Raw genomic sequence first — 26,258 nt, 5'->3', positions numbered from 1 at the left:
GGCCGTGGGCGCGATGGTCCGCGGCACGGCGCCCACCACCCTTGGTGCCGCAGTCACCCCCGGCACGCAGGGCACGACGCCGGTGCGCGGCGCGGGCGGCGAGGCGTTCGCCGCGACGCTGGCCGGCGCCGTCGACGGCCTCCAGCAGCTCCAGTCCACGGCGAAGGAGCTCGGCGTGCGCGCCGTGACAGGAAGCCTCACCGACGTCCATGACGCGACGATCGCGGCGACCCGCGCCCAGGTGACCCTCGAGCTGGCCGCGGCCGTGCGGAACAAGGCTGTGGAGGGCTTCAACGAGATCATGAGGATGCAGGCCTGATGCCTCCCCAGCTGCTCGCCCTGCTGGGCCGCACCCGTTCCGCGGCCGCCGCGTTCACCCCGGCGCAGAAGGCGCTGGGCGTGCTCGGCGTCGCGATCCTCGTGGTGGGCACGGTGGCTCTCGGCCTGTGGCTCACGCGCCCGGCCATGACCCCGCTCTTCTCGGGGCTCGCGCCCGCGGACGCCAACGCGGTGGTGGACCAGCTCCGCAAGGACGGCGTCCCGTACGAGCTCACGGCCGGCGGTGGCACGATCCTCGTCCCCGAGGCCCACGTCTACGACGAGCGGCTCAAGGCCGCTGCGGCCGGCCTGCCCTCCGCCGCCCCGAGCGGGTACACGCTCCTGGACAAGCTCGGCGTCACCGCCTCCGAGTTCCAGCAGGACGTGACGTTCCGCCGCGCCGTGGAGGGCGAGCTCGAGACCACGATCTCCCACCTGGACGGGATCCGCGGTGCCTCGGTGAAGCTCGCCATCCCCGAGAAGACCGTGTTCACGGCCCGCGCCGAGCCGCCCACGGCCTCCGTGTTCGTCGAGACCGCGCCCGGCGAGCCGCTCACGGACGAGAAGGTGGACGCGATCGTGCACCTCACCTCCTCCGCGGTCGAGGGGCTCGCGCCGGGGAAGGTCACCGTGGTGGACCAGGCCGGCGCCGTCCTCTCGGCCGCCGGCGGCACCGCGGGCAGCGCCGACCGGCGCGCCACCGCCTACGAGGTGCGCACCCAGGCCGCGGTGCAGGCGGTGCTGGACCGCGTCGTCGGGCCCGGGAAGGCCACCGCCGCCGTGTCCGCGGACATGACCCAGCAGTCCGCACAGCGCACCACGGAGACGTTCGGCAAGGGCCAGGCCGCCCAGCCGCTCGCCGAGCAGACCGAATCCGAGAACTACAGCGGCTCGGGAGGCGGCGGCGCCGCGGGCGTCCTGGGCCCGGACAACATCGCCGTGCCCGGCGGGGCCAACGGCGACGGCGAGTACGAGTCCACGACCACCACCCGCAACAACGCCGTGGACAAGACCACCGAGCAGCGCACCATCCCCGCCGGGGAGCTGCGCCGCCAATCCATCTCGGTGGCCGTGGACGCCAACGCGGGAGGGGTCGACGTCCCGGCCCTGACCGCGCTCGTCTCGGCCGCCGCCGGCGCCGACACCGCGCGCGGAGACGTCGTCACCGTCCGCACGGTCGCGTTCTCCACCGCCCAGGCGGACGAGGCCGCCTCGGCCCTCGCCGAGGAGAAGGCCGCCCGCGAGGCCGCCGCCCAAGCGGACCTCCTGCGCACCCTCATCATCGCGGCCGGCGCGCTGCTCGCCCTGCTGCTGGTCGGCGTCGTGCTCGCTGCGAGGGCACGACGCCGGGCTGCCGCGGCGAAGGCGGCCGAGCTCGCCGCACTGCCCTACCCGGAGGACTACGCCATGATCTCCGAGCCCGAGCCGACCACCACGGCGATGGACGCCATCGAGGCCCCGCCCGCCCAGCCCGAGATCGAACCGCTGCCCGGGCCCGAGGGGGACGCGCTCGAGCTCGAGCGCAAGCGCCTCCAGATCGGCCAGCTCGCCGCCGCAGACCCGCGCAGGACCGCGGGCCTCCTGCGCAACCTCATCGACGAGGGGGCGGCCCAGTGAGCCCCGTGGGCGGCCGGGCCGCGACCAGGCTCACCGGCATCCAGAAGGCCGCCGTGGTGCTCATGCAGATGGACCAGCTCCACGCCGCACGCGTGCTGCAGCAGTTCACGGAGTCCGAGGCCGAGCAGATCGTCGCCGAGATCATGGGCCTGCGCAGCGTCCCGCCGGAGACCGTGGCCTCCACGATCGAGGAGTTCCACCAGATCGCCGTGGCGGGGCGCGGGCCCGCGCGCGGCGGCCGGGACTTCGCCGTGGAGCTGCTCGAGGCCTCGTTCGGAAGCGACCGCGCCGCGACCCTCCTGAACCGCATGGCCAACACCATGGCGGGCAAGGCGTTCGAGTTCCTCGAGGCCTCGGACGCGTCCCAGGTGATCGCGCTCCTGGACGGCGAGCTCCCGCAGACCTCGGCCCTCGTCCTCGCGCACCTGCGCCCCGACCGCGCCTCGGCGGTGCTCGCGGGCCTGCCCGAGGAGCAGCGCGCCTCCGTGGCCCTCGCCATCGCGACCATGACCCAGCCCAACCCGGACGCGATCGAGGTGGTCGCGGAGCAGCTGCGCCTCCGCGTGGGCGCGGTGGGCGCGGCGAAGGAGGCCCCCGAGGCCGTGGGCGGCGTGCAGCCGCTCGTGGAGATCATCAACCGCACCGATGCCGCCACCGAGAAGACCGTGCTGGACGGGCTCGAGGGACTCGACCCCGAGCTCGCCGAGGAGGTCCGCTCCCGCATGTTCACGTTCGCGGACATCGTGCGGCTCGAGCGCCGCGACCTCCAGTCGGTGCTCCAGGACGTGGACACCAGCGTGCTCGCGAAGGCCCTCAAGAATGCGCCGCCCGCCGTGGCCTTCGCGGTCCAGGCGAACATCTCCGAGCGCAAGAAGACCATGCTCGAGGCGGACACCGCCGCGCTCGGGGCGGTGTGGGCCAAGGACATCGAGGAGGCGCGGGCGGAGATCGTGCGCCGCGTCCGCCAGCTCGAGGCCGAGGGCACCATCACGGTGCGCCGCGGCGAGGAGGACGACCTTGTCTACTGAGCACGCAGTCAGCACATCGCTCGCGCCCGCCGCGGGTGCGTCCCCCGCTGGGGCGCTCCCCGCCTACGCCGCGGTCCAGTACCCCGTGCTCGGCGAGTCCCCCGCCTCCGTGCGGGAGGAGGCCCAGGCCCGGGCCCGCGGCCACGCCGCCGGGTATGCGGCGGGGATGCGCGCGGCGCAGGAGATGCTCGAGGTCCGGCTCGCGGCCTTCGAGGAGGAGAAGGCCGCGTGGTTCGTCCAGGCCCGCGGCACCCTCGCCCACGCGGTCGGCGCGCTCGACGCCGCAGCGTCCGCCGCGCGGGCCCTCGCCGCCCCGGTCCTCGCCGAGGCGGAGGACGCCGTGGTGCGGTCCGCGCTCGAGCTCGCCGGCGCCGTGGTGGGCCACGAGCTCTCCCGGGACGACGCCGCGGCCGCCTCCGTCCTCGCCCGGCTGGGGGCATCCGCGGAGGTCCCCCTCCGGGTGCGGGTGAGCGCCGACGACTTCGACGCGGTGACCGCGGCCCTCGGTGCGGACGAGGCGCCGCGGACCCTCGTCGTCGACCCCGCCCTGGGCCGTGGCGACGCCGTGGCCGAGTTGCCCGCCGGGATCCTGGACGCGCGCATCGCCACGGCGTTCGAGCGCGCGCGGGCCGCCCTCGGGGAGGGCGCATGAGCGCGCCGGCCGCCCCGGCCCCCGCCGCGCGCTGGGCCGTGCCCGCCCGCTGGGCCGAGGCCGTCGCCGCGGCGGCGCCCGAGCGCGTGGGCGAGGTGACGCGCGTGCACGGGCTCGGCCTGCAGGTCGCGGGGCTCGAGTGCGCCGTGGGGGACCGCGTACTGCTCGGCGAGCCGGCCGGGGTGCCTGGCGCTGGAGCGGGGGCAGCGCTGCCTGGTGCCGGGGTCCCGGGCGCCGGAATGCCGGGTGCAGCGGCAGGTGCGGTCGAGGCGGAGGTCGTGTCGTCGTCGTCCGCGCGCGCCGACTGCGTCCCCGTCACCGCGGCACCCGGCCTGCGCCCCGGCGCACCCGCGCGGCTGCGGCGCTCGACGCCGACCGTCCCCACGGGGGCCGCCGTGCTGGGCCGCATCCTCAACGGGCTGGGCGAGCCGGTGGACGGGCTCGGACCGCTCCGCGGCGCCGGCCGGTCCCCGCTCGAGCGCCCCGCGCCGCACCCGCTGGACCGCGAGCGCATCACCCAGCCGCTCGCCACGGGCGTGCGCGTGCTCGACACGCTCACGACCCTCGGGCGGGGGCAGCGCATGGGCCTGTTCGCGGGCTCGGGTGTGGGCAAGTCCTCGCTCCTGTCGATGGTGGCCCGCGGGACGGAGGCGGAAGTCAACGTCATCGCGCTCATCGGCGAGCGCGGGCGCGAGGTGCGCGAGTTCCTCGAGGACGACCTGGGGCCGGAGGGTCTCGCCCGCTCGGTGGTCGTGGTCGCGACCGCGGACGAGCCGGCGCTCATGCGGCGCCGGGCCGCATTCACGGCCACGGCGATCGCCGCGGCGTTCCGCGACGAGGGACGCCACGCGGTGCTCATGGTGGACTCGCTCACGCGCGTGGCGATGGCCCAGCGGGAGATCGGCCTCTCGGCGGGCGAGCCGCCCGCGACGCGCGGCTACCCGCCCTCGGTCTTCGCCGTCCTCGCCGGGCTGCTCGAGCGGGCCGGGACGGACCGCACCGGGTCGGTGACCGGCGTGTACACGGTGCTCGTGGACGGCGACGACCACAACGAGCCGATCGCGGACACGGCCCGGTCCATCCTCGACGGGCACGTCGTCCTGGACCGCCGGCTCGCAACGGCCGGGCACTTCCCGTCCGTCGACGTGCTCGGCTCGGTCTCCCGCGTCGCGGCCAAGGTCACAGGGCCCGGCGAGCGCGCGGCGGCCGCCGCCCTGCGGCGGGTGCTCGCGGCGCGGCGGGATGCGCAGGACCTCATCGACGTGGGCGCGTACCAGGCCGGGGCCAACCCGCTCGTGGACGCGGCGCTCGCGCACCAGGACGCGATCGACGCGTTCCTGCGGCAGGGCATGGACGAGTCCACGCCCGCGCCCGAGGCGTGGGCCCGGCTCGCGGGGCTCGCGCAGACGCTCACGGGCGCACCGGCGGGGGTCCTCGCATGAGCCCGCTGTTCCGCCTCGAGGGGCTCCTGCGGATCCGACAGGCGCAGCGCGACGAGACGGCGGGGCGGCTCGCCGGAGCGCGGGCCACCCTCGGCGACGCGCGGGCGCAGCTCGAGGCACGACGTGCCGAGGACGGACGGGGCGGACTCGGCCGTGCGACCGGCACGGCCGCCCCGGAGGACACGGACGACGGCGCCGCCCTGACGGCGGCGGCCGCGCTCCGGGCGGTTGCGGCGGCCAGGGGTGCCCAGTCCCGCCTGCTCGCGGACCTCGCAGGCCTCGTGGCCCAGCGCGAGGCCGAGGCCGAGTCCCTCGCCGCCGAGTATGAGGCCGCCGCGCTCGAGGCCGCGCGGCTCGAAAGGCTCGAGGAGCGCCACCGCACCGCGGCCAAAGCCGCAGAGCTCGGCGCGGAGCAGACCGCGCTCGACGACATCGCCGGAGGCCGCCCGGCCCGGCGGGAAGGACGCCACGCATGACCTTCACGGAGGCCCTCGGCCGGATCGGCGAGATCCGCCACACGATCGTCTCCCTCGCCGATCCCGACGCGCTCGCGGCTTCACGCGCGGGCTCCACCGCGGGCACGTCCGCGGCGAAGGCTGCGGAGGCCCCGGCCAGCGCTGCCGCCGCCGAGGAGTTCGCGAACGCCCTCGCCGGCGCAGCGGGGATGGCCTGGGCAGGCGGTCCGGGCGGGCCGGGCCAGCTCGGCGGGCTCGGCGGGCTCAGCGGGCTCGGCCAGTTCGGCGGGTCGGGAGCTCTCGGAGCCGCCGGCTCCCTCGGGTCGGCCGGCTCCCCCGCGTCCCTCCCCGGCCTCGCCGCCGCCACGGCGACGCAGGCGGCGCAGGGCGCGGGGCCGGCGTCGTCCGCCAACGCGGGCGGGCCGCGCGGGACCGGCGGCGTGACGGGTGCGGACGTGGCCGCGCAGGCGCGCAAGTACACCGGGATCCCGTACGTGTGGGGCGGCAACGACCCGGCGGTGGGGCTGGACTGCTCGTCGTTCGTGCAGCACGTGTACCGGGACCTCGGGATCGAGCTGCCGCGCGTGGTGCGGGACCAGATGACCAAGGGCACGCCCGTGCCGTCGCTGGCCGAGGCGCGGCCCGGCGACCTGCTCGTCTCGTTCGGCGGGGACCACATCGCGATCTACCTCGGCGACGGCAAGGCGATCGACGCCCCCGTGCCGGGCAAGACCATCCAGGTGCGCGACGCATGGGAGGCCCACTCCGGGCTCATGCAGATCCGCCGGATCGTGCCCGGGGCGGCGGCATGAGCGCGCCGGGCCTGATCGGGGCGGGCGCGCGCCAGGCCGGCGGGGCTTCCGGCGTGGCCCCCGCTGGTGGGCCGGGTGCGCTTGCCGGGCGCGGGCGCCAGGCGGACGACGCCGAGGCCTCCTCGGGCTTCGACGCCCTCCTCACGCTCCTCACGGCCCCGCCCGCCCCCCAACCCGCCGAAAAGGGGGACCTGACCAGCGACATGGGGGACCTGGCGACCGAAACGGCGGCCTCGGCATCCAAAATGGCGGCCCTCACCGAAATGGGGGGCCTGACCGCCGAAATGGGGGACTTGACCGCCGAAATGGGGGACTTGACCGCCGAGATGGGGGATCTCGCTCTCGGTGCGCAGCTGGCTCCCGCCCCTCTCGAACGCATCAATGCTGAGTTCGCCCCGCCCGTCGACGGCGGTGCCCCCTCTGAGTCCGGCCAGACCTCCCCTCTGTTCGGCAGCGCCTCAGAAGACCACGCACCAGGACGCCGGTCGTTCCACTCCCGGTCGACCGCCGGAGTTCCAGGACTCCCGGTCTCGGCACACAGTTCACCCATGTCGCCGGCCCAGTCCCCCATTTCGGCGGTCAGCCCCCCCACCTCGACGGACCACGATCCGGGGTCGGGGTCACCCTCACTCCCTTCCCCCGCCCAGACCCCCATCTCAGCGGTCCACTCCCCCATCTCGCCGGTCCAGTCCCCCATCTCGGCGGTCCAGTCCCCCATCTCGCCGGCCCAGTCCCCCATCTCGGCGTCGGCGTCGGCGGCGCCGGCTCCGCTCGCCGCGCAGCTCGGGCAGCCGATCGCCCGCATCGCCTCCGCCGGCCCCGGCGAGCACACCGTGAGCGTCCGCGTGGCACCGGAAGGCCTCGGGCCCGTCACCGTCCAGGCGACGATCAGCGCCCAGGGCGTCCGCGTCCACCTCGACGCCCCGACCACCGCGGCCCGCGACGCCCTCCGCGCCGCACTCCCCGACCTGCGCCGGGACCTCGCGGCCACCGGCCTCACCGCCACCCTCGACCTCGCCCTGCCGGGGACCGCGCACACCGCGGCTGCCTCGGCGCTGGGGCCGGTCGGCGTCGGCCATCCCGGCGGCCACGCACCCGGCGGCGCGGCCGGGCCCGGCTCCCCGCACGGCGAGCAGAACCCCGGCGCCGGCCAGAACGGTGCCGGCCACAACAGCACGGGCCAGGGCAGCACGGGCCAGCGGGACGGCACCTCGTCGGGGTGGACTCGCCCGGGTGCCCCCGCGCACGACGCCGGCCCTCCGGGCTCGGGCGCGCCCCTCACCGCAGGCCCCGCCGCACCGGGGTCCGAGCGGCTCGACGTCCGCGGCTGACCGCCACCCCGCAGCGCCGCCCCCCCGACCCGCACCCGCCGCCCCCGCACCCACCACCCCCGCCCCAGGACCACCGGAAAGGACCACCGTGCCGATCACCCCGCTGACGCAGACCCTGCTGGCCCCGGCCGCCCCGAGCGCCACGCCCCTCGCCCCCGCGACCGGCGCCGCCGGAATCGGCCAGGGCCCCGCCCGCTCGCCCAAGCAGGAGATGGACGGGGAGCTGTTCATGCAGCTGCTCGTCACCCAGCTGAAGAACCAGGACCCGTCCTCGCCCATGGACACGACCCAGATGATCGAGCAGACGGCCTCGCTCGCCCAGATGGAGAAGCTCACGGAGCTCGCGGCCACGGCGAAGTCCTCGGCCGCGGCGCAGGCGCTCGGCTCGGCGGCGGCGCTCATCGGCCGCACCGTCGAGTTCGCCGGCCCGGACGGCGTGCCGGGCTCCGGCCGGGCGGACCACGTCACGGTGCGCGACGGCGTCGCCTCCGTGAGCGTCGGCGGCACCGAGGTGCCGCTCGCCTCGGTCACCGGCGTCCGCTGACGCAAGCCCCGATCGCCCGCCAGACCACAGCCCAGACCACAGCCACCCACAGCCATACCCTCGAGAAAGAGGCAGCCATGCTCCGCTCCATGTACTCCGGCATCTCGGGCCTGCGCACGCACCAGACCAAGCTGGACGTCGTCGGCAACAACATCGCGAACGTCAACACCACGGGCTTCAAGTCGTCCACGGTGCAGTTCCAGGACACGCTCTCGCAGCTCACGCAGGCCGCCGCGGGCCCGCAGGCCGAGGCGGGCGGCATGAACCCGGCGCAGATCGGCCTGGGCGTCAAGGTCCAGGGCGTCACACTGAACTTCGTCCAGGGCGCCGGCCAGACCACGGGCCGCGGCACGGACCTCATGATCAACGGCAACGGCTTCTTCGCGGTCTCGCGCGGCGGCGAGACCCTCTACACGCGCGCCGGCGCGTTCGACCTCGACGCGGACGGCCGTCTGGTCACCCCGGACGGCGCGCTCCTGACGGGCTGGCCGGCGGTCGACGGCGTCGTGCAGCAGGGCGGGCAGCTCGCCCCGATCCGGCTCGACACGGCCACGACGTCCCCGGCCATCGCGACGACGCGCGCCGCGGCGTCGGGCAACCTCCCGGACGGCGCCGCGGTCGGCACGCAGCTGGTGCGGGACGTGCAGGCCTACAACGCGACGGGCACCGCCCGCACGCTCGCCGTGACGTTCACCCGCACGGCGGCGGGGTGGGACGTGGCGGGCGACGACGGCGCGAGCACCGGGTCGGCGTCGGTCGCCTTCACGGACGGGCGCCCCTCAGGGGGTGCCACGACGCTCACGGTGGGCGGGGTCGCCGTGGACCTCTCCGCCCTGACCGGGTACGCGGGCCCGGCGACGGTGACGGTAGGCGGCGCGAACGGCAACGCGGCGGGGACGCTGGACGCGTTCGCGGTCGGCCCGGACGGGATCGTCATGGGGTCCTTCTCCAACGGCGCCCGCCAGGCCGTGGGCCGCGTGGCGCTCGTGACCTTCGCGAACCCCGCCGGCCTCGAGAAGGCGGGCGGCTCGGCGTACCGTGCCACGGCGAACACGGGCGAGCCCGTCATCGGCGCCGCGGGCGAGGGCCAGGCCGGAACCCTGTCCGCGGGCATGCTCGAGATGTCCAACGTGGACCTCTCGCAGGAGTTCGTGGACCTCATCACGGCCCAGCGCGGCTTCCAGGCCAACTCGCGCGTCATCACGACGAGCGACGAGGTCCTCGGCGAGCTCGTCCAGCTCAAGAGGTAGGCCAGGCGGCAGCGGCGCGGGCCGCCTCGAGCGCGCCGCCTCACCGTCGGCTCCCGCCTGCCGATCAGGGACTGTGCGGCACCACCCCCGCCGCGCTTCCGGCACCCAGTCCCCCGGCCCCCAGGACCACACATGATCGTCGTCACCCGCCTCAACGGCTCGCAGTTCGCACTCAACCCGGACCTGCTCGAGCGCGTCCAGGCCACCCCGGACACGACGCTGTTCATGGTGGGCGGGGCGAGCTACGTGGTCCAGGAGAGCGTCGGCGAGGTCATCGAGGCAGTGGCCCGGGCCCGGGCGCACGTCCTCGCGCTCGCGTCCGAGCTCCGCACGCCCGGGCCCGACCGCACGCATCTGAGGGCGGTCTCGCCCCTGACCGAGGAGAACACCTGACATGGATCCGGCAACCCTGATCGGCATCGTCCTGGCCTTCGGCGCCCTCTACGCGACGGTGACCCTCGAGGGGGCGCACATCGAGGCGCTCCTTCTGCCAGCGCCGATGATCCTCGTGTTCGGCGCCACGCTCGCGGTGGGGCTCGCGGGCTCCACGATGAAGGACACGCTCCGCGCGCTCCGCGCCCTGCCCAAGGCCTTCGCGGGGCGGCGTCCGCAGACCAGCAGCACCATTGAGACGATGGTCTCCCTCGCCGAGAAGGCCCGCGTGGAGGGCCTCCTGTCCCTCGAGAGCCAGGCCGCGGACTCGAAGGACCCGTTCCTCGCGAAGGCGCTCCAGAGCCTTGCGGACGGGACCGACTCCGAGGACCTGCGGACGATGCTCGAGGACGAGATCGCCGCCCGCCAGCGCACCGAGCGCAGTGCGGCCCGCTTCTTCCAGAGCCTCGGCGGCTACGCCCCCACCATCGGGATCGTGGGCACGGTCGTCTCGCTCACGCACGTGCTCGAGAAGCTCTCCACGCCGGATGCGCTGGGCCCGCTCATCGCCTCGGCGTTCGTCGCGACCCTGTGGGGCCTGCTCTCGGCCAACTTCCTGTGGCTGCCGATCGCCCAGCGCCTCAACCGGCTCGCGGACCTCGAGGAGGACCGCCTCACGATCATCCTCGAGGGCGCGCTCGCCCTGCAGGCGGGCGCCCAGCCCGTGCTCCTCGCCGACCGGCTACGCGCCCTCGCGCCGGAGACGGCCCCGTCCCGCGGGGCGGGCAAGGCCGCGGCGTGAGCAGCAGGCGCCGGCGCCGCGGAGGCGGTGGGCACGGGGAGGACGGCCACGACGAACGCTGGCTCGTCTCCTACGCGGACATGGTCACGGTCCTCATGATCACGTTCATCGTGCTCTTCGCGATGTCCAGCGTGGACGCCCAGAAGTTCGAGAAGCTGCGCAATTCGCTCGCGACGGGGTTCGGCCAGACCGAGGTGGGGAAGGTGGACACGGCGACGGGCACCGTGGTGAGGGCCGAGGACGCCGGCAAGGACGCGGAGGGCTTCTCGGAGCTCGCGCTCGCGCGCAAGGAGGCCGAGAAGCTCCTTGCGCTCAAGGCCGCGATGGAGAAGGGGCTCGGCGCGAAGGGCCTCGCGCGGAACGTGGAGCTGACCATCGACCAGCGGGGGCTCAGCGTGCGCCTCGTGGGCGCCCAGACGTTCTTCCTCGCCGACCGCCCGGAACTGACCGCGCGCGCAGCCCAGGTGATCGACGTCGTCGGCCCCGTCATCCGCGCCTCCCGCCTCGAGGTCTCAGTCGAGGGGCATGCGGCGCACGGCGTGACCGCGTACCCGTCCACCTGGGAGCTGTCCGGGGCGCGCGCCATCGGCGTGCTGCGCCGGCTCGTGGAGCACGACGGCGTGGCGCGCGGCAAGGTGGGCGCCGTCGCCTACGGCTCGGCGCGGCAGGTGACGGACGACTCCACCGAGGAGCTCATGGAGCGCAACCGGCGGGTGGACATCGTGATCCTGTCAGACCAGCCCGAGAAGGTCCGGGCTTTCATCCCCGACGCCCTCAAGGCGATCGCGGTCGAGAGGAAGCGCTGACCCTTCGCTGTGCGGGGCCGCGGCTCCGCGCCGGTACCGGTAGGACACGTTCTCGTCCTGCACGAGGTAGGTGTCCACGCCGCTGCGGGACCAGTGCAGGACCAGGAGCCCGTAGCGCTCGGCGAGCCGTGCCAGCGTCGCGAAGGCCTCGACGTCCACCGTCATGCGGCCGGCGGCGGAGGGGATCGGCTGGACCGGCACGAGGAGCGAGGCCCACCGGCGGTGGATCTGCGCGTTCTCGTCCTCGGGGCGTCGGCGGGCCTGCACGGCGATGGCCGCCAGGGCGAGCAGGCCGCCCGCGAGGCCGAGCACCGAGAGGTAGCGGCCGGCCGCGGCGTCGAGCGACCACACGCCGAGGGCGAGGGTGCGGGCGCCCGCAGCGGCGGCCGGGACGGCCTGGCCCTGCGAGGCGGTGAGCGCGTCCGCTGAGTCGAGCGTGAGCTGGAGCGGGGAGAGGGTGAAGGCCAGCTTCGGGGCGAACTCGGAGCCGCCGGCGGCGATCGTGGGCACCACCGCGACCTTGACCGTGTTCAGCGGAAGCCCCGTCACCTCCGCGGCGGCCTTCGCCTTCTTCTCGAGGGCGGCCAGGTCCAGGCGCACGGTGCCCTCGTGGGCACCGCCTTCGACCGGGGCCGAGGGCGCGAGGGGCACGGTGGTGCGCCAGCCTTCCTGCGTGGACAGCTCGGCCGCGACGCTCACGGTCCCGGAGGGCCCGCGATAGGCGTAGTGCACGTCGACGGTGTCCACCACGCGGCGGAACACGGGTGCCGGGTCCACGACCTTCGTGCCGTCGTAGGCGGCGGAGGGACGGACATCCGAGCTGTAGGAGAAGTCGACTCGGGCCTGCTGGCCGGCCTTGAGGTCCGCGGCGGGCAGCTCGGTGGGCCCACCCCAGGCCCAGATGCCCAGACCCGCGCCGAGGGCGGCGAGGCCCGCGGCCGTCGCCGTCCACGCGCGGTACGGCGCCTTCAGCATGGCCGGGGCGGCCTTGCGCGCGCTCCTGCGCCGACCCTCCGCGGCGGCGGCACCGGCGGCACCGGCTGGGACGGCGCGCGGGCGGGACGAGGTCTCGAGGTGGCGGGACATGGCTTTCTGCTTCCTACGGGCACGACGGCGCGCGCGGCGGGTGAGTGCGGTGGTGCCGCCGCCCAGGAGGAGGAAGGCGGCGGCCGCGAGGACGGGCGGGCTCGTGAGGGTGCGCAGCCACGTGCCGCCCTGGGGCACATGGAGGACGGCCTCGCCGACGATCGCGTCATTCGTGGGGTGGTCCACGTCGATCGAGACGTTGTTGTCGCCCTTGATCGTGAATCCGTGGGCGTCGCTGCCGATGATCCGGTGCAGCGCGATCTCGCTGGTGGACGCGAGGCGGTACGCGACGATGTCGCCCACCTCGTAGACCGCGGAGCGGCTGACGACCACGAGGTCGCCCTGGTAGTAGACGGGGTTCATGCTCACGCCGTGCGTGACGACGACCGCGTTCTGGCCGCTGGCCAGGAGCAGGACGACGGCCGCGAAGAGGAGCGACACGACGACCATGGAGCCGGCAAGGATGCGGCGGCGCAGGGTCATCGGGGCGGTCCTTCCGTGGCGGGAGTGATCAGGCGTGTGGGAGAGACAGGGATGGCCCGCCCTGGAGCTGGGGCGGGCCATCCCTCACGTCACTAGCTGACGGTGACGTCCAGACCCGTGAGGCCGGTCTGCGAGGTGCCGGCCGTGGTCGGCGTGCACGAGGCGATGAAGGTGGCTGCGTTGACCGCCGTGCAGGTAAAGGAGGTGCCCGCGCCGCCGTTGAGGGAAACGGTGGGGGTCTTGCCGCCCGTGGCGTCGGCGAACTTGAGGTCGATCTTGTTGACCTGCGTGTTGCCCGGGGCGTCGGCGAAGCCGTAGGTCACGCTGGCCAGGCTGGCGCCGGTGACGGTCTGGTTCACCGTACCGCCGACGAACTGGGTGGCGCCCGCAGTCGTCGCGAGGCCGGTGCCGGTGAAGGCGGAGCCGCCGGCGACAGCCGCGATGCCGAGGCCGGCGGCCAGGAGGATCTTGTGGGACTTGCGCATAGAGTGTTTCTCTTTCTGATGCTGGCGCACTGCGCCTGAATTGAGGAGGGCCGTAGCTTCCTGACCCGGTGATTCCACGGTAGGGAGCGCTCTGGCCCCAACGGCCCGTCCTTGCATACACCTGCGGAAGGCCTTGGCGAATACCGGGTTCCTGCGGAACAGGGGGCGGTGCGCTGGGCGAATCCGGCGGCGGAAGCCAAGGCGGGGAGCGATCCGGCGGCCTCCGCACACCTAGGGGGCATGACCGTCTCCTCCCCCGCGGTGCCGTACGACTTCCGCCGGCCCACGACGCTCGCGCGCGAACACTCGCGCGTGCTCGAGAACGCCTTCGAGACGTTCGCGCGGCAGTGGGCCACGCAGCTCACGGCCCGGGTCCGCGCGAAGTCCACGGTCACGAGCGAGCACGTCAGCCTGCGCACCTATGACGACTACACGGCGGACCTCCCGGCGGCGACCACGATGGTCCTCTTCGCCCTCGAGGGCACCGACTCGAGGATGGTCGTCCAGTTCCCCACCGCGGCGTCCCTCTCATGGGTGGCGCGGATGCTCGGCGCGAGCACGGACACCGAGGCGGAGGACCGCAAGTACACCCCGATCGAGGAGCGCCTCATCACGGGCGCAATCACCGAGACCGCCGAGGCCCTGCGCTACTCGCTCGGCTCGACCCTCCCTGCCCGGCTCGCCATCGAGTCGATCTCCTACAACTCGCAGTTCGCGCAGGCGGCCGGCACGGGAGAGCTCATGATCGTGGCGGCGTTCACCATCCGGGTCGGCGAGTCCCACTGCGCCGCGACCATCGCGATCCCCGCGGAGACCGTCCTCTCCGGCCTCGGCGCGGCGAACCGCGTGGCCGCCGCGGAGGACGCCCCGCAGAACGCGCTCGCCCAGACCGTCCTGCTTCCCCTCGATGTCGGCGTGCGCCTCGCATCCGTCTCGGTGCGACCGGCCGATGTGCTCGGCCTCGCCGTGGGGGACATCCTCCGGCTCCCCCATCCCGTGGGGCGGCCCTATGACGTCACGGTGGACGGCCTGCGCGTCGCGACCGCCCACCCCGTTGCCGCCCGCACCCGCGCGGCCGCCCAGATCATCGCCATCGAGGAGGACTGACCATGACAGAGCCCCAGCAGGACCCCGCACAGCCCGGCCAGGCGAACGGCCAGGCACAGATCGGGCAGGCACAGATCGGGCAGGCACAGATCGGCGCCGGACCCGTCGGCCATGCCCAGCTCCCGGCCGCCCACACGGACGCCGCCCGTGCCGCGCTCACGTGCCTGCCCACGGGTGCGGCCGTGACGCTCGCGCCGGGCACGCTCGGCGCCGTGGGCGAGCTCGGCCGGACGCTCACGGTCGAGGCCCTCGTGGTGGGGTCGCCGACGTACGCGGTGCGCGTCGTCGTGCGCGAGGACCTCCTGCTCGCCGCCGCCGGCGCCGCGGGCCTGGCGGCACCGGACCGGGCGCAGCTCGAGCCGGCCCTCGCGGCGGCCGCCGCGGTGCTCGGGCCGGGCACGCCGTCGCCCCTCCCGGCGGGCCACGCACCCGAGGCGGGGCCGGACGCGCCAGTGCACCTCTTCGTCGCCTCCGGCGAGACGGCCGGGTACGTCCTGGTCCAGGAGGCCGACGCCGCGTCCCCCTCCCGCCCTGCGGACCTCGCCGACCTCGCGCCGCGCCTGCACCGCATCAAGGACGTGGAGCTGGGCCTGGCCGTGGAGATCGGGCGCGCGCGCCTTGCCGTGCGGGACATCATGGGCCTCGAGCCCGGCCAGGTGATCGAGCTGGACCGCTCCGCCGGCGCCCCTGCGGACGTCCTGGTGAACGGCCGCCTCGTGGCCCGCGGCGAGGTGGTGGTCCTCGAGAACGACTACGCCGTGCGCATCACCCGCATCCTCGACCCCTCGCAGGCCGTCTGACATGGAGGATGTCCTCCTCCTGGCCCGCGCGGCGCTCGCCCTCGCGGCAGTGCTCGCGGGCATGTGGTGGCTCCGCCGCCGGCTCACCGGCGAGACCGGGCCGCTCCCCTGGGCACGCCTTCCCTGGGGCGCGGTGGGGTCTGCCGCGCGGCCGGCCCCCGCCCCGGCCCCCGCGCTGGACGTCGTGGCCCGGCGGGGGCTCTCCCGCACCGCCTCGCTCGTCCTCGTCGAGGCCGACGGCGAGCGCTACCTCCTCGGCGTGACCGACGCCGGCGTGCAGGTCCTCGGCCAGCGGCCTGTGCTGGCGCCCGGCACCGCTGCGCCGGGCGAGCCCGGCGCGGGCATCCCTCCGAAGCCCGCCGCCGCGCCCTCGGCTCCCCCGGCTGCCCCGGCGAGCGCGGGCTTCCCGTCGGTGCTCGCTGCGTCCCTCGCGGAGTCGATGGGGTCGGGCATCGGGCTGGGCACCGAGGCACCCGGTCCGGCAGACAGCGGTGCGGCAGACACTCATCCGGCGGCCCAGGGTGGGGATGCCCACGACGGCGCAGCTCCCCTCACGCTTCCCCTTCCCCGTGTGCGGCGCCGGAGGTCGGTGTCCCGGTGAGCACGGGTGTCACGGTGAGCACGGGTGTCACGGTGCGTGCCCGCGTCGTGCGCAGGGTGGGCGCCGCGGCGGTCCTCCTGGCCGCGGCGGTGCTGGCCGCCGTCGTGCTCCTGTCCGGTGCCGGTACCGCCCACGCGACTCCCGCCGACCCCTTCGCCCCCACGCCCGTTGCACCGGCCCCCGCACCCCTTGCGCCCGCTCCGGCACCCCTTGCCCCCGCGCCGGCACCCCAACCGGCACCCGCACCCCAACCGGGCCCGGCCGCGCCAGCCGCCCCGGCCAGCCCCGCCGAGCCCGCGGGCCCGGGCGGGCTGCAGCTCGAGCTCAACGGCGTGGACGGCACTCCGGCCGGCGCGATCACCGCGCTGCTCTCGGTCACGCTGCTCTCGGTCGCGCCGGCGCTGCTGCTCATGACCACGTCCTTCACCAAGATCTTCGTGGTGCTCGCCATGGTGCGGAACGCGATCGGCCTGCCCTCGGTCCCGCCCAACCAGGTCCTCGCTGGCCTGGCCCTCTTCCTCTCCCTGTTCATCATGTGGCCCGTGCTGACCCAGATGAACGACCTCGGCGTGCAGCCCTACCTCAACGGGACCCTCTCCTTCGGCGACGCCGCCGCGGCAGCCACGGGGCCGCTCCAGCACTTCATGCTCGGGCACACGCGCGAGGAGGACATCGCGCTCATGCACCGCGCGGCCGGGATGGGGAACCCGGACACCCCGGAGTCCACCCCCCTGCAGACCCTCATCCCCGCGTTCATGCTCTCGGAGCTGCGCGCGGCGTTCATCATCGGCTTCGTCGTGTTCGTGCCGTTCCTCGTGATCGACCTCGTCGTCTCCTCGGCCCTGATGTCGATGGGCATGATGATGCTGCCGCCCGTCATGGTCTCGCTGCCGTTCAAGATCCTGCTGTTCGTGCTCGTGGACGGGTGGGGCCTCATCGTCACCGCGCTGGTCCGCTCCTACGGGGGTGGCGCGTGACCACCGCGGCGGTCGTGGACCTGGCCGTGCAGGCGCTCTGGCTGGCCGCGAAGCTGTCCGCCCCGGTCCTCGTCACGGCCCTCGTGGTGGGGTTCGCGGTCTCCCTGTTCCAGTCCGCCACCCAGATCCAGGAGCCCACGCTCGCGTTCGTTCCCAAGGCGGCCGCGGTTGCCGTAGCGCTCGTCGTGGCCGGGCAGTGGATGATCGCGGAGGCGGTGGACTTCACGTCCCAGCTCTTCGACAGGATCCCGAGCCTGCTCGGGGCGGGCTGAGGGGCCGGGCGGTGGAGCTCCCGGGCGGTCCGTGGCTTGAGACCGTGCTGCTGTGCGCGGTGCGCGTCACGGCGTTCATCGTCATCGCGCCGCCGTTCAGCCACTCCTCGTTCCCGATGCGCATCCGGGCGATGCTCGGCGTGGGGCTCGGGCTCGCGATCGCGGCACGGCCGGGCCTTTCCGGGCGGGCCGCCCTGGACACTGCCGCGCTGCTCGGCGCGATCGCCGCGGAGGCCCTCACGGGCCTGGTCCTGGGCTTCCTCGTCTACCTCGCGTTCGCGGCGCTCCAGTCCGCAGGCTCGCTCATCGACCTCTTCGCCGGCCTGCAGATGGCCACGGTCTACGACCCGGGCTCGCTCGTCAACGGCGCCCAGTTCACGCGGCTCGTGCACATGGCCGGCCTCGCACTGCTCATCTCCTCGGACGGCTACCAGCTGGTCCTCGCGGGGCTCGCGGGCTCGTTCGACGCCGTCCCGCTCGGCGGGCAGCTGGACCTGGCCCGCCCGGTGGAGGCGATGCTCGCCGCGTCCTCGGGCCTGCTCGTCGCGGCGCTGCAGATCGCCGGTCCGCTGCTCGCGGTGCTCTTCCTCGCCGACGTGGGGCTCGGCCTGCTGACCCGGATCGACCCGGCCCTCAACGCGTTCCAGATGGGCTTCCCGCTCAAGGTCCTGCTCACGCTCCTGCTCGCCGGGACGCTGTTCCTGGCCCTCCCCGCCGTGGTCGCGGCCCTCGCGGGGCAGGCGGCACGGGCGCTGACGGGCGTGGGCTGAATGGGGGAGGCAACCGGTGGCTGACGCACAGGAGCGCACGGAGCAGGCCACCGAGAAGCGGCTCAAGGAGGTGCGGGAGAAGGGGCAGCTGCGCCGCTCCCAGGACCTCACCGCGTGGATCGCGGTGGGCACCACGGCGGCCATGGTCCCCTCCACGGTCCAGAGGGCGTCCGACGCCGGCCGGGCCCTCTTCGCGTCCGTCGCCGATGCGGCGCTCACCCCCGAGCCCGCCACCGCCCTGCGCATCCTCGCCGAGGGGCTCGGCGCGCTGCCCGGCGTCCTCACGCCCCTGCTCACGGTCGCCGCCGTCGCCGTGCTCGCCTGCGCGGCGCTGCAGGGCGGGATCCGGTTCCGGAAGTTCAGGCCGACGCTCGCCCACGCGGCCCCGGCCACCGCGGCCAAGCGGCTCCTGGGCGGGCAGGCGTGGTGGAACGCGGCCAAGACCGTGCTCAAGACCGCCGTGGTCGGGGCCGTCCTCGCGTGGGCCGTGCAGGCAGCCATGCCCTCCGTCCTCGCCTCGGGCTCCCGGCCCGTCGCGGCGCTCGTCGCCGCCGCCGGGGAGACCGTGGGCCTGCTCGTCGTCCTCGCCGTCGCGGCCGGGATCGCGGTGGCCGGGGCGGACGTCCTCATGGTGCTGCGCGCCAACCGCAAGCAGACCCGCATGACCAAGCGGGAGGTCAAGGACGAGGCCAAGAGCGCCGAGGGCGATCCGCTCGTGAAGTCCCAGCGCCGCTCCCGCCAGCTCGCGCTCTCCCGCAGCCGGATGATCGCGGCGGTGGGCGGCTCCGACGTCGTCCTCGTCAACCCCACCCACGTCGCCGTCGCCCTCGCCTACGAGCCCGGGAAGGCTGCCCCGCGCGTCGTCGCCAAGGGCGCCGACCACCTCGCCGCCCGCATCCGCGCGGAAGCCGAGGAGCACGGCGTGCCCCTCGTGCGGGACATCCCCCTTGCCCGCGCCCTGCACGCCCAGTGCCGCCTCGGCGAGGAGATCCAGCCCGAGCACTTCGCCGCCGTGGCCGCAGTCCTGGCCTTCGTCATGGCGCTCAAGGCCAAGGGCCGCGCCGGCGGGCTGCATGTGCTCCCGGCGAAGCGGGCCGCTGCCCGCACGGCCCAGCCCCCGCCCCGGCGGGCGCTCGCGCATCCGCCGGATGCCGCCGTCGTGCCCGCCGTCCCGGACCAGAACGCATAGGAGGAGACGTGAAGACCTTCCCCGCCGCGAAGCTCGCGGTGCCGCTCGGGGTCGTGGGGATCATCCTCCTGCTCGTGGTGCCGATCCCCGCGGGCCTGCTCGACGTCCTGCTCGTGTGCAGCGTGCTGTTCTCGCTGCTCATCCTGCTGACCTCGATGTTCGCCGCGAAGCCGCTGGACTTCAGCGTGTTCCCCTCGCTGCTGCTCGTGGCCACCCTGTTCCGGCTGGGCCTCAACGTGGCCTCGACCCGGCTCGTGCTCGGCAACGGCCACGCGGGCCAGGTCATCGACGCGATGGGCCAGGTCACGGTGGGCGGCAACCTCATCATCGGGCTCGTGATCTTCCTGATCCTCGTGGTCATCCAGTTCGTCGTGGTCACGAAGGGCGCCGAGCGCGTGGCGGAGGTCGGGGCGCGGTTCGCCCTGGACGCGATGCCGGGCAAGCAGATGGCGATCGACGCGGACCTCAACGCCGGCACCATCACGGAGTCCCAGGCCCGCGAGCGCCGGGCGGAGGTCGCCGCCGAGTCCGACTTCTACGGGGCCATGGACGGCGCGAGCAAGTTCGTCAAGGGCGACGCGATCGCGGGCATCGTCATCATCGTCATCAACCTCGTGGGCGGGATCGCGATCGGCATGGCCCAGCACGGCCTGCCGCTCATGGACGCGGTCAACACCTACTCGCTGCTCACGGTCGGGGACGGGCTCGTGACCCAGATCCCGGCCCTGCTCATGGCCGTCTCGACCGGCATGATCGTGACCCGCTCCGCTGTGGACGAGGATCTGGGCGGGACCGCGTCCGGGCAGCTCATGCAGTCCCGCACCGCGCTGCGGATCGCCGCAGCCGGGGCCGTGCTCATGGGTCTCATCCCTGGCATGCCGCTCGTCCTCTTCCTCGCCGTCGGGGCAGTCCTGTTCCTGCTCTCCCGGGCTGCGGGGGCCCGGGACGCCGCGGCGGCGGCGAAGGAGGCCGCCGCTGCCGCAGAAGCGGGCACGGCCGACGACGACCCCACCCGCCGCCTGCACGAGGACATGCAGGTCTCCCCGCTCGAGATCCTCCTCGCGACCGACCTCGTGGGCCTCGTCCGAGACCCGGGCGACGACCTGCTGGGGCGCATCAAGTCCCTCCGGCACAGCGTGGCGCTCTCGCTCGGCTTCGTGTTCCCGCAGGTGCGCACGCGGGACTCCGCGGACCTCGAGCCCGGGACGTACGCGATCCTCGTGGGCGGGGTGGAGGCCGGCCGGGGGCAGGCGCCCTCGGGGCGCATGCTCGCGCTCGGCGAGGACATCGGCGCCCTGCCCGGCACACCGACCGTGGACCCGGTGTACGGGCTCGCGGGGAAGTGGATCCCTGCCGAGCTGCGGCACAGCGCCGAACTCTCGGGTGCGACCGTGATCGACCGGGCCGCGGTGCTCATCACGCACCTGCACCGGATCGTCATCGCGCAGGCCCCGCGCCTGCTCACGCGTGAGGACGTGCGCGTGCTGACCGAGGGCCTCAAGGCCGTGAACGCCTCGGCGGTCGAGGAGCTCACCCCGTCCCCGCTCTCGCTCGGCGAGGTCCAGCGGGTCCTGCAGGCCCTGCTCGCCGAGGAGGTCCCGCTCAACGACCTGGGCCGGATCTTCGAATCGCTCGGCCTGCGGGCGCGCGTCTCGACCGATCCCGAGGGACTCGTGGAGGCCGCGCGCCGGGGCCTCGGTCCCGTCATCGCGCAGCGCCGCGCCGAGGACGGCGTGCTGGACGTGCTCATGCTGGACCCGGCCCTCGAGCAGGCCATGCTCGAGGCGCTGCGGCCGGGCGAAGGCGGCTCCCGGATCGTCCTGCCGCCCGAGTCCGTGGAACGGATCGCGGGCTCGCTGCGGGAGCTCACCGCCAAGGCGGGGGCGGCCGGGACCGCGCCCGTCCTCGTGTGCGCGCCGGCCCTCCGGCCCGCCGTGCACCGGCTGCTCGCCGAGCAGTCGGCGGAGGTCCCGGTCCTCTCCTATGATGAGGCGACGCACCCCGGCGCCCAGCTCAGGGTCCGCACCGTGGGGGTGGTCCGCGATGCGCAGCCGGCCCGGATCTGACCAGCCGCCCGCCGTTCCACGAAAGGAGCTCCCGTGCTCGTGCTGACCCGCAAGTCCGGCCAGTCGATCCACCTCGGGGACGGCATTGTGCTCACCGTCCAGCGGGTGTCCGGGGACTCGGTGCGCATCGGGATCGAGGCGCCGCAGTCCGTGCAGATCCGCCGGGGCGAGGTCGTGGAGGCCATGGCCGCGGCCGCTGGCCACGACGAGGCGCTGCTCCGCGACGCGGTCATGCTGCTCGCCGAGCAGCAGCAGGCTCAGCCCGCCGAGCCCTTGGGGGACTGACCGGCGGCCGGGCCGCCCTGGAGGCCGCCACCCGGGGTGCTGCTGCCCAGGCCCTTCTGCGAGCCGCTGCCCGTCGCGGTCCCGGCGGGGGCACCGCCCTTGAGGGAGCCCTCGGCGAGCGGGGCGCTCCCGGCCGAGCCCGCACCGTGGTGGCCGCCGGCCTGCACGCTCCCGGCCGGCGCGGTCCCGCCCTCCCCGGGGACACCGCCCGCGGGACGGCCCGGCGCGGCCGGCACGACGGGGCTGGGGCCGTAGCCGTGCCCCTGGCCGCCGTGGCCCTGCTCGGAGCCCCTGCCGATCCCGGGACGGAGGCTGATCCGCGGGACACGCTCGAACGCTGCGGCGACTGCGACCGCGTCGGCGTCGGCCGGGGCGGCACCCTCAGCGGCACTGGCTGCTCCGCCACCAGCCGCGGCACCACTGGACTGTGGGCCGCCAGCAGCGGCACGGTCGCCCCGAGCACTGCCAGCCGCTGCGCCGCCGGCCAGGTCCCGCGCACGGGAAGACCGCGGGGAGTCAACTGTTGAGGGGACGGAGGACCCGTAGGGGACATCCGTTGCCAGCACGACTCCGGCGGGCTCGGCATCTGCTCCGGCTCCACTCCCGGCCACGAGCGTGATGGCGGGTTCCAGACCTGTCGGAACGGCGAGCGCGCGCGGCCCGGAGGCGGCGAGCGCCCGCTTCACCTCGGCCTCCTGGCCGAAGGCATGCAGGCGCCCGTTGACACTGGCCTGGAGGGCGGAGACACCGCAGAACGTCAGGGCGGCCGTTGCCGCCATGACGCCGAAGAACTGGGACGCCTTGTTGATCTCTACCTGCCTCGCGAGGACAGCGGGACGGCCGGGTGCGGGTGGCGCGTCGGACCGCTGGAAGACTGACTGCTCGAACTCTATCCGCGCCGCCGCGCGGGTGTCCACACCAATCCTGCGCCCGGAGCCAGCCCGTGTTCAGGCGGCATTCCGCGGAAGGGAGAGCCGCCGGTTCGCGTACCCGAGCGCCGAGTCCCAGAGTGCGAACGCCCGGTCCTCGGAGAAGCGGTCCAGCCACTCCACCACGCGTTCCTCGTCCGCGAACCCGAGCGGGCCGAAGGGGGCGAACAGCGCCGCCCTCGCGTCCGTGTCGAGGTCCCGGCGCCAGTCCTCGCACGCAGCGAGCACGCCGCACGCGGCCACGATGGCCCGGCTCTTCGTCACCTGCCGCTGGGAGAGGAGCCCCTCCACCGCCTCGGGAACGCCCTCGAGCGCCGCGAGCCCGTTCCACGCGAGGCGGCGGGCCTGCGCGCGCATCGCCGCCCCCGGGGCCTCGTCCGCCTCGAGGAAGCGCTCGACGGCGCCTCCCGGGCCCCCGTCCGCACCGCGCCGCAGGTGCCCCTCGCCGCCGCCGGGGACGGCCGAGGGCACGAGGGTGCCGAGGGCCGTGCCGTCGGCCCCCTCCACGGGGGCGTCGAGCGAGAGCAGCGGGCGCGGGGGGACCTCCCATCCGCGGGAGGGGCGGTGCCGCGGGTCGTGCCATTCGGCGTCGACCTCCCTCGCGAGCGCCTCGAGCTCCCTCGGCGAGGGGCTGCGCAGGTGGCTCGCCCCGAAGGCCTCGACCTTGCGCGCGAGCTCGCGGCGGGCGCGCCGGTCCTCTGCGCGGAACACCGGGTCCGCCGCGCGCACGGCGATGTTCGCGGCCACCGCGTTGATGAGCTGGCGGAGGTCGTCTGCATGCCCTCCGCCCTCGAGCCGGGTGAGGACCTGGACGAGCGCCTCCTGGGCGAGGTCATCGGCGTCGACCGCAGCCGTGCGCCGGGCGAGGCCGTGCCGCCGCTCCCAGTACGAGGCGGACTCGCGGGCCATGCGCAGCATGGACGGGGCGTCCACGCCCGCGAGGCGGGACTGGCCGAGGCGGGACTGGCCGTCTGGGCTGGACTGGCCGAGGCGGGACTGGCCGGCGTCGGCCCGGCCAGCGTGCGCTGAAGTGCTCATGCCCTCCCTGTGTGCGGGGATTCCGCGCGCGCACTACGGCAGCGGCGGGAATCTCAGTCCGCGGGCGGCGCGATGGGCGTGAAGCGGAGCCAGAGCACCCCGTGCGCCTCCCCTGCCGTCACCCCGAGCCCCGCGGACCGGTGCCGCAGCCGGGTCGCGACTCGTCCGCCGGCCGCGAGCAGCGAGGCCGCCGTGCCGGGGCCGAACAGGGCATCCACGGCGGCCGCCGTCGCCGCGTCGTCCGGGACCTGCCCGGGGGCACCGCCCCGCGGAGACGCGATCGGCCGGCCGGCCACGACCGTGAGCGGCGCCTCGGGGCTCTCCGCCCAGGCGCGCAGGGCGGCGGAGATGACGGGCTCGCCCGAGGCGGGATCCGGGGCCGGCGTCCCGCGCGTGCGCATCACGCCACCCCCGCCATCGACGCGTGGGCCCCGGCCGCACGGGCCCCGGCCGCACGGGTCCGGGCTGAACCGGTCCCGGCTGAACGAGTCCCGGCTGCACCGGTCCATCTGGCGGCAGCAGGGATCCCCGCCGGTGCCACACAGGGGCCCGCCACCTCGGCGGCGAGCTCGGCAAGGCGGTCGTAGACCTCCTCGTGCGTGCGGCCGAGACGCTGGCCGGGGTGGGCGAGCACGGTATCGAATGCGGCAGGGGCCTTGGCGCACAGGTCCGCGCGCTCCTCGGCACGGTCGCGCCGGTAGTGCTCGGAGGTCGTGTCGAACGCCGACGAGGATTCGAACTCGAGGGCCAGGAACACGGCCGAGAGTGCGTCGGCCGCGCGGGTCCATCCGCGCCCGGTTCCCTCGGCGCGCACGGCGGCGCGGAAGGACGCCGTCGTGCTCCGGTCCGGCTTGGGACGGTCCGCGACCGCGGCCCGGACGAGGGTGAGCCCCACGAGCCCGGGCGCCTCCAGGAGCGCCTCCATGTCCGCCCTGCTGAAGCTGTCCCACAGGGCCAGGAGGCCGTCGTCGCACGCCCGCGCCGCCGTCGGCCGCTGCCCGGCAGTGTGCTCCCCCGCCACGATCGCGTGCATCGCCTCCGCCGAGTCCCGCGCCAGCTGGGGCGCGTCCGCGACGAGCGCCGCGAGCCGGCGCCGTTCACCGGGCCGGGGCCGCACGGGCTCGGGGAGGCCGTACGCGTGCCGGAGGCCCGCCGCCTGCGCTGCGAGGCGGGAGGCGTCCCGCAGGTGCCGCGAGCGGGCGGTGAACCAGTCGAGCGCCTCGTCCATGGGCACAGCGTCCGCGGCCCAGCCGGTCTCGGGGGCAGCCGCGCGGTGGAAGCAGGCGCGCGCCACGCCGGGCGCGCCGCCCTCCTCGGGGCCGGCCTGCGTCGGGTCCACGGGGATCGCCTTGGCGAGCCCCCTCGCGTGCACGTTCCGGGCCGCGCTGCGGCGGGCTGCCCGCAGGAACTGCCGCGCCCAGCCGGTCGCCGAGGCCGTCCGCGCACGCTCGAGGTCGTAGCCGCCCTCGCCCCCGCCGAGCACCTTGCCCACGAGGAGCCGCTCGAGCTCGTCCGCGAGGTCCTCGCGGAACTGCACGTCCGCCACGACGGCCTCGCGCGCCACTGCCGCGGCGATCCGAGCGCGCACGAGGCGGCCCACGACGACGGCCCGCGCCTCGTCCTCGCTGCACCCTCCCGCTGCCCACGCCTCCGCGGCGGCGCGGCATGCGCTGTCCGTGTCCTGTGGTGTTCGCACACCCTGTAGGTGTGCGGCCCGGGCGCGATCCCTCCACACCCCGCCTCGGGCGGGACCGCTTGCGCCGGAATGCCGGTGTGCCGGAATGCCGGTCTTCCGGAATGCCGGCGTGCCGGCCTGCTCGCTTTCAGCGCGTTCCGGTGATGCCGAACTCGTGCGCGGCCACCTCGGCGGCCAGGGTGCGGAGCCGGGCGAGGCGTGCGCGGGCCGCAGTGCGGGACAGGCCGAGGGCGGCCGCGATCACGGGCACCTCGAGCGGCTCGCCCGGGCCGGTGCTGCTGTAGAGGGGGCTGAGCCAGAGCTCGGCCGTGTGGCCCAGCGCGGGACCGTGCTCGTGGGCACGGGCAATGATGCGGCGCACGATGGCGGGCCCCTCCGCCGGGTGGAGCGTCCAGTCCGGTTCGGGGCAGGGGGGCTCGCGCTCGGGGAGCTCCTCGGTGCGGCGTGTGACGGCGAGGTCCGCGACCGTGGCGAGGACGCCCTGGCGGGCGGGGTCCGAGCGGGTCTCTGCCATCCTGCGGTTGTGCTCGCGGACCACCTCGCTGTCCGCGGGCTCCTCGTTGCGGGCCGCGCGGAGCTCGTCCCGCACTGCACCCAGCATGCGCCGCCGGCGCAGGGCCGTGGACATGTGGGAGGCGGGCGCGGCCTCGGTGTCGAGCCACGAGCGGACCGCGGCGCGGGCGCGCACGCGCAGGAGCCCGTCGAAGCTCACGACCCGCTCGCGAGCGTCCTCCGGATCCAGCTGCTCGATGAGCATCGCGTAGGCCTCTATCGAGACCATCGAGTGGAAGTCCTCGGCGTAGACGGCCGGGTCCACGCCGAAGTTGCGGCACAGCCAGCGGGCAATCTGCCCGAACTGGGTCCAGCGCCCGCGCAGGAATGCCTCGACCAGCTCGCGCCGTCCGGCGCCCCGCGCGTCGGCGACCTCCTCGAGCGTGGGGACGGGCGCTGCGGCCCCGACGAGTGCCGTCATGGTGCGCCCAGCCGCGCCGGGAGGACGGTGTCTATGCGCGGCCCGCTGGTACGGGTGCCGCTGGCGGGAGCC

At 75.2% G+C, this 26,258-nt stretch carries 29 protein-coding genes; 22 read left to right on the top strand and 7 right to left on the bottom strand.

Annotation, left to right across the window (positions count from 1 at the left end):
• The first annotated feature begins 13 nt into the window (after positions 1-13).
• The 13 genes from fliE to ABCQ75_RS07225 all read left to right on the top strand — a co-directional run bounded on the left by fliE (position 14) and on the right by ABCQ75_RS07225 (position 11,429).
• Positions 14-319, top strand: a complete 306-nt coding sequence (fliE, locus tag ABCQ75_RS07285) for a flagellar hook-basal body complex protein FliE (protein ID WP_476749545.1) — start codon at positions 14-16, stop codon at positions 317-319.
• A complete protein-coding gene (gene fliF / locus ABCQ75_RS07280; RefSeq protein WP_345884298.1) occupies positions 319-1,935 on the top strand; it encodes a flagellar basal-body MS-ring/collar protein FliF in 1,617 nt (538 codons plus the stop codon). The genes fliE and fliF overlap by 1 nt, the downstream gene beginning before the upstream one ends.
• Positions 1,932-2,963, top strand: coding sequence for a flagellar motor switch protein FliG (gene fliG / locus ABCQ75_RS07275; RefSeq protein WP_345884297.1), 1,032 nt, complete (start codon positions 1,932-1,934; stop codon positions 2,961-2,963). Before fliF ends, fliG begins: the two co-directional genes overlap by 4 nt.
• Positions 2,953-3,615 carry a FliH/SctL family protein gene (locus tag ABCQ75_RS07270; protein ID WP_345884295.1) on the top strand — a complete coding sequence of 221 codons (663 nt, stop codon included), beginning with the start codon at positions 2,953-2,955 and terminating at the stop codon, positions 3,613-3,615. The genes fliG and ABCQ75_RS07270 overlap by 11 nt, the downstream gene beginning before the upstream one ends.
• Complete coding sequence (locus ABCQ75_RS07265; protein WP_345884292.1) at positions 3,612-5,057, top strand: FliI/YscN family ATPase; 1,446 nt, start codon at positions 3,612-3,614, stop codon at positions 5,055-5,057. Before ABCQ75_RS07270 ends, ABCQ75_RS07265 begins: the two co-directional genes overlap by 4 nt.
• Positions 5,054-5,533: a hypothetical protein gene (locus tag ABCQ75_RS07260; RefSeq protein ID WP_345884290.1), complete on the top strand. Its 480-nt coding sequence runs from the start codon at positions 5,054-5,056 to the stop codon at positions 5,531-5,533. Before ABCQ75_RS07265 ends, ABCQ75_RS07260 begins: the two co-directional genes overlap by 4 nt.
• Positions 5,530-6,324: a C40 family peptidase gene (locus tag ABCQ75_RS07255; RefSeq protein WP_345884288.1), complete on the top strand. Its 795-nt coding sequence runs from the start codon at positions 5,530-5,532 to the stop codon at positions 6,322-6,324. The genes ABCQ75_RS07260 and ABCQ75_RS07255 overlap by 4 nt, the downstream gene beginning before the upstream one ends.
• Entirely contained in the window at positions 6,321-7,655 is a 1,335-nt protein-coding gene (fliK, locus tag ABCQ75_RS07250; RefSeq protein ID WP_345884286.1) for a flagellar hook-length control protein FliK, read from the top strand. The genes ABCQ75_RS07255 and fliK overlap by 4 nt, the downstream gene beginning before the upstream one ends.
• An 88-nt stretch (positions 7,656-7,743) precedes the next feature.
• Complete coding sequence (locus ABCQ75_RS07245) at positions 7,744-8,199, top strand: flagellar hook assembly protein FlgD (protein ID WP_345884284.1); 456 nt, start codon at positions 7,744-7,746, stop codon at positions 8,197-8,199.
• A 77-nt stretch (positions 8,200-8,276) separates the two neighbouring features.
• Positions 8,277-9,449, top strand: a complete 1,173-nt coding sequence (gene flgF / locus ABCQ75_RS07240; protein ID WP_345884282.1) for a flagellar basal-body rod protein FlgF — start codon at positions 8,277-8,279, stop codon at positions 9,447-9,449.
• A gap of 132 nt (positions 9,450-9,581) precedes the next feature.
• Positions 9,582-9,842: a flagellar FlbD family protein gene (locus ABCQ75_RS07235; protein WP_345884280.1), complete on the top strand. Its 261-nt coding sequence runs from the start codon at positions 9,582-9,584 to the stop codon at positions 9,840-9,842.
• Between the two features lies 1 nt (position 9,843).
• Entirely contained in the window at positions 9,844-10,623 is a 780-nt protein-coding gene (locus tag ABCQ75_RS07230; protein ID WP_345884279.1) for a motility protein A, read from the top strand.
• Positions 10,620-11,429, top strand: coding sequence for a flagellar motor protein MotB (locus ABCQ75_RS07225; protein ID WP_345884277.1), 810 nt, complete (start codon positions 10,620-10,622; stop codon positions 11,427-11,429). Before ABCQ75_RS07230 ends, ABCQ75_RS07225 begins: the two co-directional genes overlap by 4 nt.
• Here ABCQ75_RS07225 and ABCQ75_RS07220 read toward each other — a convergent pair.
• Together ABCQ75_RS07220 and ABCQ75_RS07215 are read right to left on the bottom strand one after the other, a co-directional pair.
• Positions 11,355-12,998: a signal peptidase I gene (locus ABCQ75_RS07220; protein ID WP_345884275.1), complete on the bottom strand. Its 1,644-nt coding sequence runs from the start codon at positions 12,996-12,998 to the stop codon at positions 11,355-11,357. The genes ABCQ75_RS07225 and ABCQ75_RS07220 overlap by 75 nt on opposite strands.
• Before the next feature lie 92 nt (positions 12,999-13,090).
• Positions 13,091-13,483, bottom strand: a complete 393-nt coding sequence (locus tag ABCQ75_RS07215) for a hypothetical protein (RefSeq protein WP_345884274.1) — start codon at positions 13,481-13,483, stop codon at positions 13,091-13,093.
• Between the two features lie 240 nt (positions 13,484-13,723).
• On the opposite strand from ABCQ75_RS07215, the gene ABCQ75_RS07210 reads away from it, so the two are divergent.
• The 9 genes from ABCQ75_RS07210 to ABCQ75_RS07170 are packed head-to-tail and all read left to right on the top strand — an operon-like array spanning position 13,724 to position 21,550.
• Positions 13,724-14,590, top strand: a complete 867-nt coding sequence (locus ABCQ75_RS07210; RefSeq protein WP_345884272.1) for a flagellar motor switch protein FliM — start codon at positions 13,724-13,726, stop codon at positions 14,588-14,590.
• A 2-nt stretch (positions 14,591-14,592) separates the two neighbouring features.
• Complete coding sequence (fliN, locus tag ABCQ75_RS07205) at positions 14,593-15,390, top strand: flagellar motor switch protein FliN (RefSeq protein ID WP_345884270.1); 798 nt, start codon at positions 14,593-14,595, stop codon at positions 15,388-15,390.
• Position 15,391: 1 nt separating this feature from the next.
• Positions 15,392-15,991 carry a flagellar biosynthetic protein FliO gene (locus ABCQ75_RS07200; RefSeq protein WP_345884268.1) on the top strand — a complete coding sequence of 200 codons (600 nt, stop codon included), beginning with the start codon at positions 15,392-15,394 and terminating at the stop codon, positions 15,989-15,991.
• Positions 15,988-16,968, top strand: coding sequence for a flagellar type III secretion system pore protein FliP (gene fliP, locus ABCQ75_RS07195; protein ID WP_345884267.1), 981 nt, complete (start codon positions 15,988-15,990; stop codon positions 16,966-16,968). Before ABCQ75_RS07200 ends, fliP begins: the two co-directional genes overlap by 4 nt.
• A complete protein-coding gene (gene fliQ / locus ABCQ75_RS07190; RefSeq protein ID WP_345884266.1) occupies positions 16,965-17,240 on the top strand; it encodes a flagellar biosynthesis protein FliQ in 276 nt (91 codons plus the stop codon). Before fliP ends, fliQ begins: the two co-directional genes overlap by 4 nt.
• Before the next feature lie 11 nt (positions 17,241-17,251).
• Complete coding sequence (locus ABCQ75_RS07185) at positions 17,252-18,010, top strand: flagellar biosynthetic protein FliR (protein WP_345884265.1); 759 nt, start codon at positions 17,252-17,254, stop codon at positions 18,008-18,010.
• A 16-nt stretch (positions 18,011-18,026) separates the two neighbouring features.
• Entirely contained in the window at positions 18,027-19,199 is a 1,173-nt protein-coding gene (locus ABCQ75_RS07180) for an EscU/YscU/HrcU family type III secretion system export apparatus switch protein (protein WP_345884264.1), read from the top strand.
• Positions 19,200-19,207: 8 nt separating this feature from the next.
• Entirely contained in the window at positions 19,208-21,265 is a 2,058-nt protein-coding gene (locus tag ABCQ75_RS07175; RefSeq protein ID WP_345884263.1) for a flagellar biosynthesis protein FlhA, read from the top strand.
• A 33-nt stretch (positions 21,266-21,298) separates the two neighbouring features.
• Positions 21,299-21,550, top strand: a complete 252-nt coding sequence (locus tag ABCQ75_RS07170; RefSeq protein ID WP_345884262.1) for a carbon storage regulator — start codon at positions 21,299-21,301, stop codon at positions 21,548-21,550.
• On the opposite strand, the gene ABCQ75_RS07165 is transcribed toward ABCQ75_RS07170, so the two are convergent.
• From ABCQ75_RS07165 to ABCQ75_RS07145, 5 genes are all read right to left on the bottom strand, one after another.
• Positions 21,523-22,467, bottom strand: coding sequence for a hypothetical protein (locus tag ABCQ75_RS07165; protein ID WP_345884261.1), 945 nt, complete (start codon positions 22,465-22,467; stop codon positions 21,523-21,525). The two genes, ABCQ75_RS07170 and ABCQ75_RS07165, sit on opposite strands and share 28 nt — an antisense overlap.
• A gap of 30 nt (positions 22,468-22,497) precedes the next feature.
• Complete coding sequence (locus ABCQ75_RS07160; protein ID WP_345884260.1) at positions 22,498-23,517, bottom strand: hypothetical protein; 1,020 nt, start codon at positions 23,515-23,517, stop codon at positions 22,498-22,500.
• Between the two features lie 53 nt (positions 23,518-23,570).
• Positions 23,571-23,921, bottom strand: coding sequence for a hypothetical protein (locus ABCQ75_RS07155; protein ID WP_345884259.1), 351 nt, complete (start codon positions 23,919-23,921; stop codon positions 23,571-23,573).
• On the bottom strand, positions 23,918-25,213 hold the full coding sequence (locus ABCQ75_RS07150) for a hypothetical protein (RefSeq protein ID WP_345884258.1): 1,296 nt from the start codon (positions 25,211-25,213) through the stop codon (positions 23,918-23,920). The genes ABCQ75_RS07155 and ABCQ75_RS07150 overlap by 4 nt, the downstream gene beginning before the upstream one ends.
• Before the next feature lie 127 nt (positions 25,214-25,340).
• Positions 25,341-26,186, bottom strand: a complete 846-nt coding sequence (locus ABCQ75_RS07145) for a hypothetical protein (RefSeq protein ID WP_345884257.1) — start codon at positions 26,184-26,186, stop codon at positions 25,341-25,343.
• Between the last annotated feature and the right edge of the window lie 72 nt (positions 26,187-26,258).

This window comes from Sinomonas halotolerans, from assembly GCF_039615075.1.
GTDB classification, from domain to species: Bacteria; Actinomycetota; Actinomycetes; order Actinomycetales; family Micrococcaceae; genus Sinomonas; species Sinomonas halotolerans.
Note: the sequence above shows the minus strand (reverse complement) of the source record. Positions and strands in the feature narration are given on the sequence as shown.

Bases quoted from the DNA above. Each gene is read 5' to 3' on its own strand.
- ABCQ75_RS07160 (WP_345884260.1), bottom strand. From the start codon at position 23,517: ATGAGCACTTCAGCGCACGCTGGCCGGGCCGACGCCGGCCAGTCCCGC.
- ABCQ75_RS07215 (WP_345884274.1), bottom strand. From the start codon at position 13,483: ATGCGCAAGTCCCACAAGATCCTCCTGGCCGCCGGCCTCGGCATCGCG.
- fliE (WP_476749545.1), top strand. From the start codon at position 14: ATGGTCCGCGGCACGGCGCCCACCACCCTTGGTGCCGCAGTCACCCCC.
- ABCQ75_RS07220 (WP_345884275.1), bottom strand. From the start codon at position 12,998: ATGACCCTGCGCCGCCGCATCCTTGCCGGCTCCATGGTCGTCGTGTCG.
- ABCQ75_RS07210 (WP_345884272.1), top strand. From the start codon at position 13,724: ATGACCGTCTCCTCCCCCGCGGTGCCGTACGACTTCCGCCGGCCCACG.
- ABCQ75_RS07230 (WP_345884279.1), top strand. From the start codon at position 9,844: ATGGATCCGGCAACCCTGATCGGCATCGTCCTGGCCTTCGGCGCCCTC.
- fliK (WP_345884286.1), top strand. From the start codon at position 6,321: ATGAGCGCGCCGGGCCTGATCGGGGCGGGCGCGCGCCAGGCCGGCGGG.
- fliN (WP_345884270.1), top strand. From the start codon at position 14,593: ATGACAGAGCCCCAGCAGGACCCCGCACAGCCCGGCCAGGCGAACGGC.
- ABCQ75_RS07260 (WP_345884290.1), top strand. From the start codon at position 5,054: ATGAGCCCGCTGTTCCGCCTCGAGGGGCTCCTGCGGATCCGACAGGCG.
- ABCQ75_RS07265 (WP_345884292.1), top strand. From the start codon at position 3,612: ATGAGCGCGCCGGCCGCCCCGGCCCCCGCCGCGCGCTGGGCCGTGCCC.
- ABCQ75_RS07145 (WP_345884257.1), bottom strand. From the start codon at position 26,186: ATGACGGCACTCGTCGGGGCCGCAGCGCCCGTCCCCACGCTCGAGGAG.
- ABCQ75_RS07200 (WP_345884268.1), top strand. From the start codon at position 15,392: ATGGAGGATGTCCTCCTCCTGGCCCGCGCGGCGCTCGCCCTCGCGGCA.
- fliF (WP_345884298.1), top strand. From the start codon at position 319: ATGCCTCCCCAGCTGCTCGCCCTGCTGGGCCGCACCCGTTCCGCGGCC.
- ABCQ75_RS07255 (WP_345884288.1), top strand. From the start codon at position 5,530: ATGACCTTCACGGAGGCCCTCGGCCGGATCGGCGAGATCCGCCACACG.
- ABCQ75_RS07235 (WP_345884280.1), top strand. From the start codon at position 9,582: ATGATCGTCGTCACCCGCCTCAACGGCTCGCAGTTCGCACTCAACCCG.
- flgF (WP_345884282.1), top strand. From the start codon at position 8,277: ATGCTCCGCTCCATGTACTCCGGCATCTCGGGCCTGCGCACGCACCAG.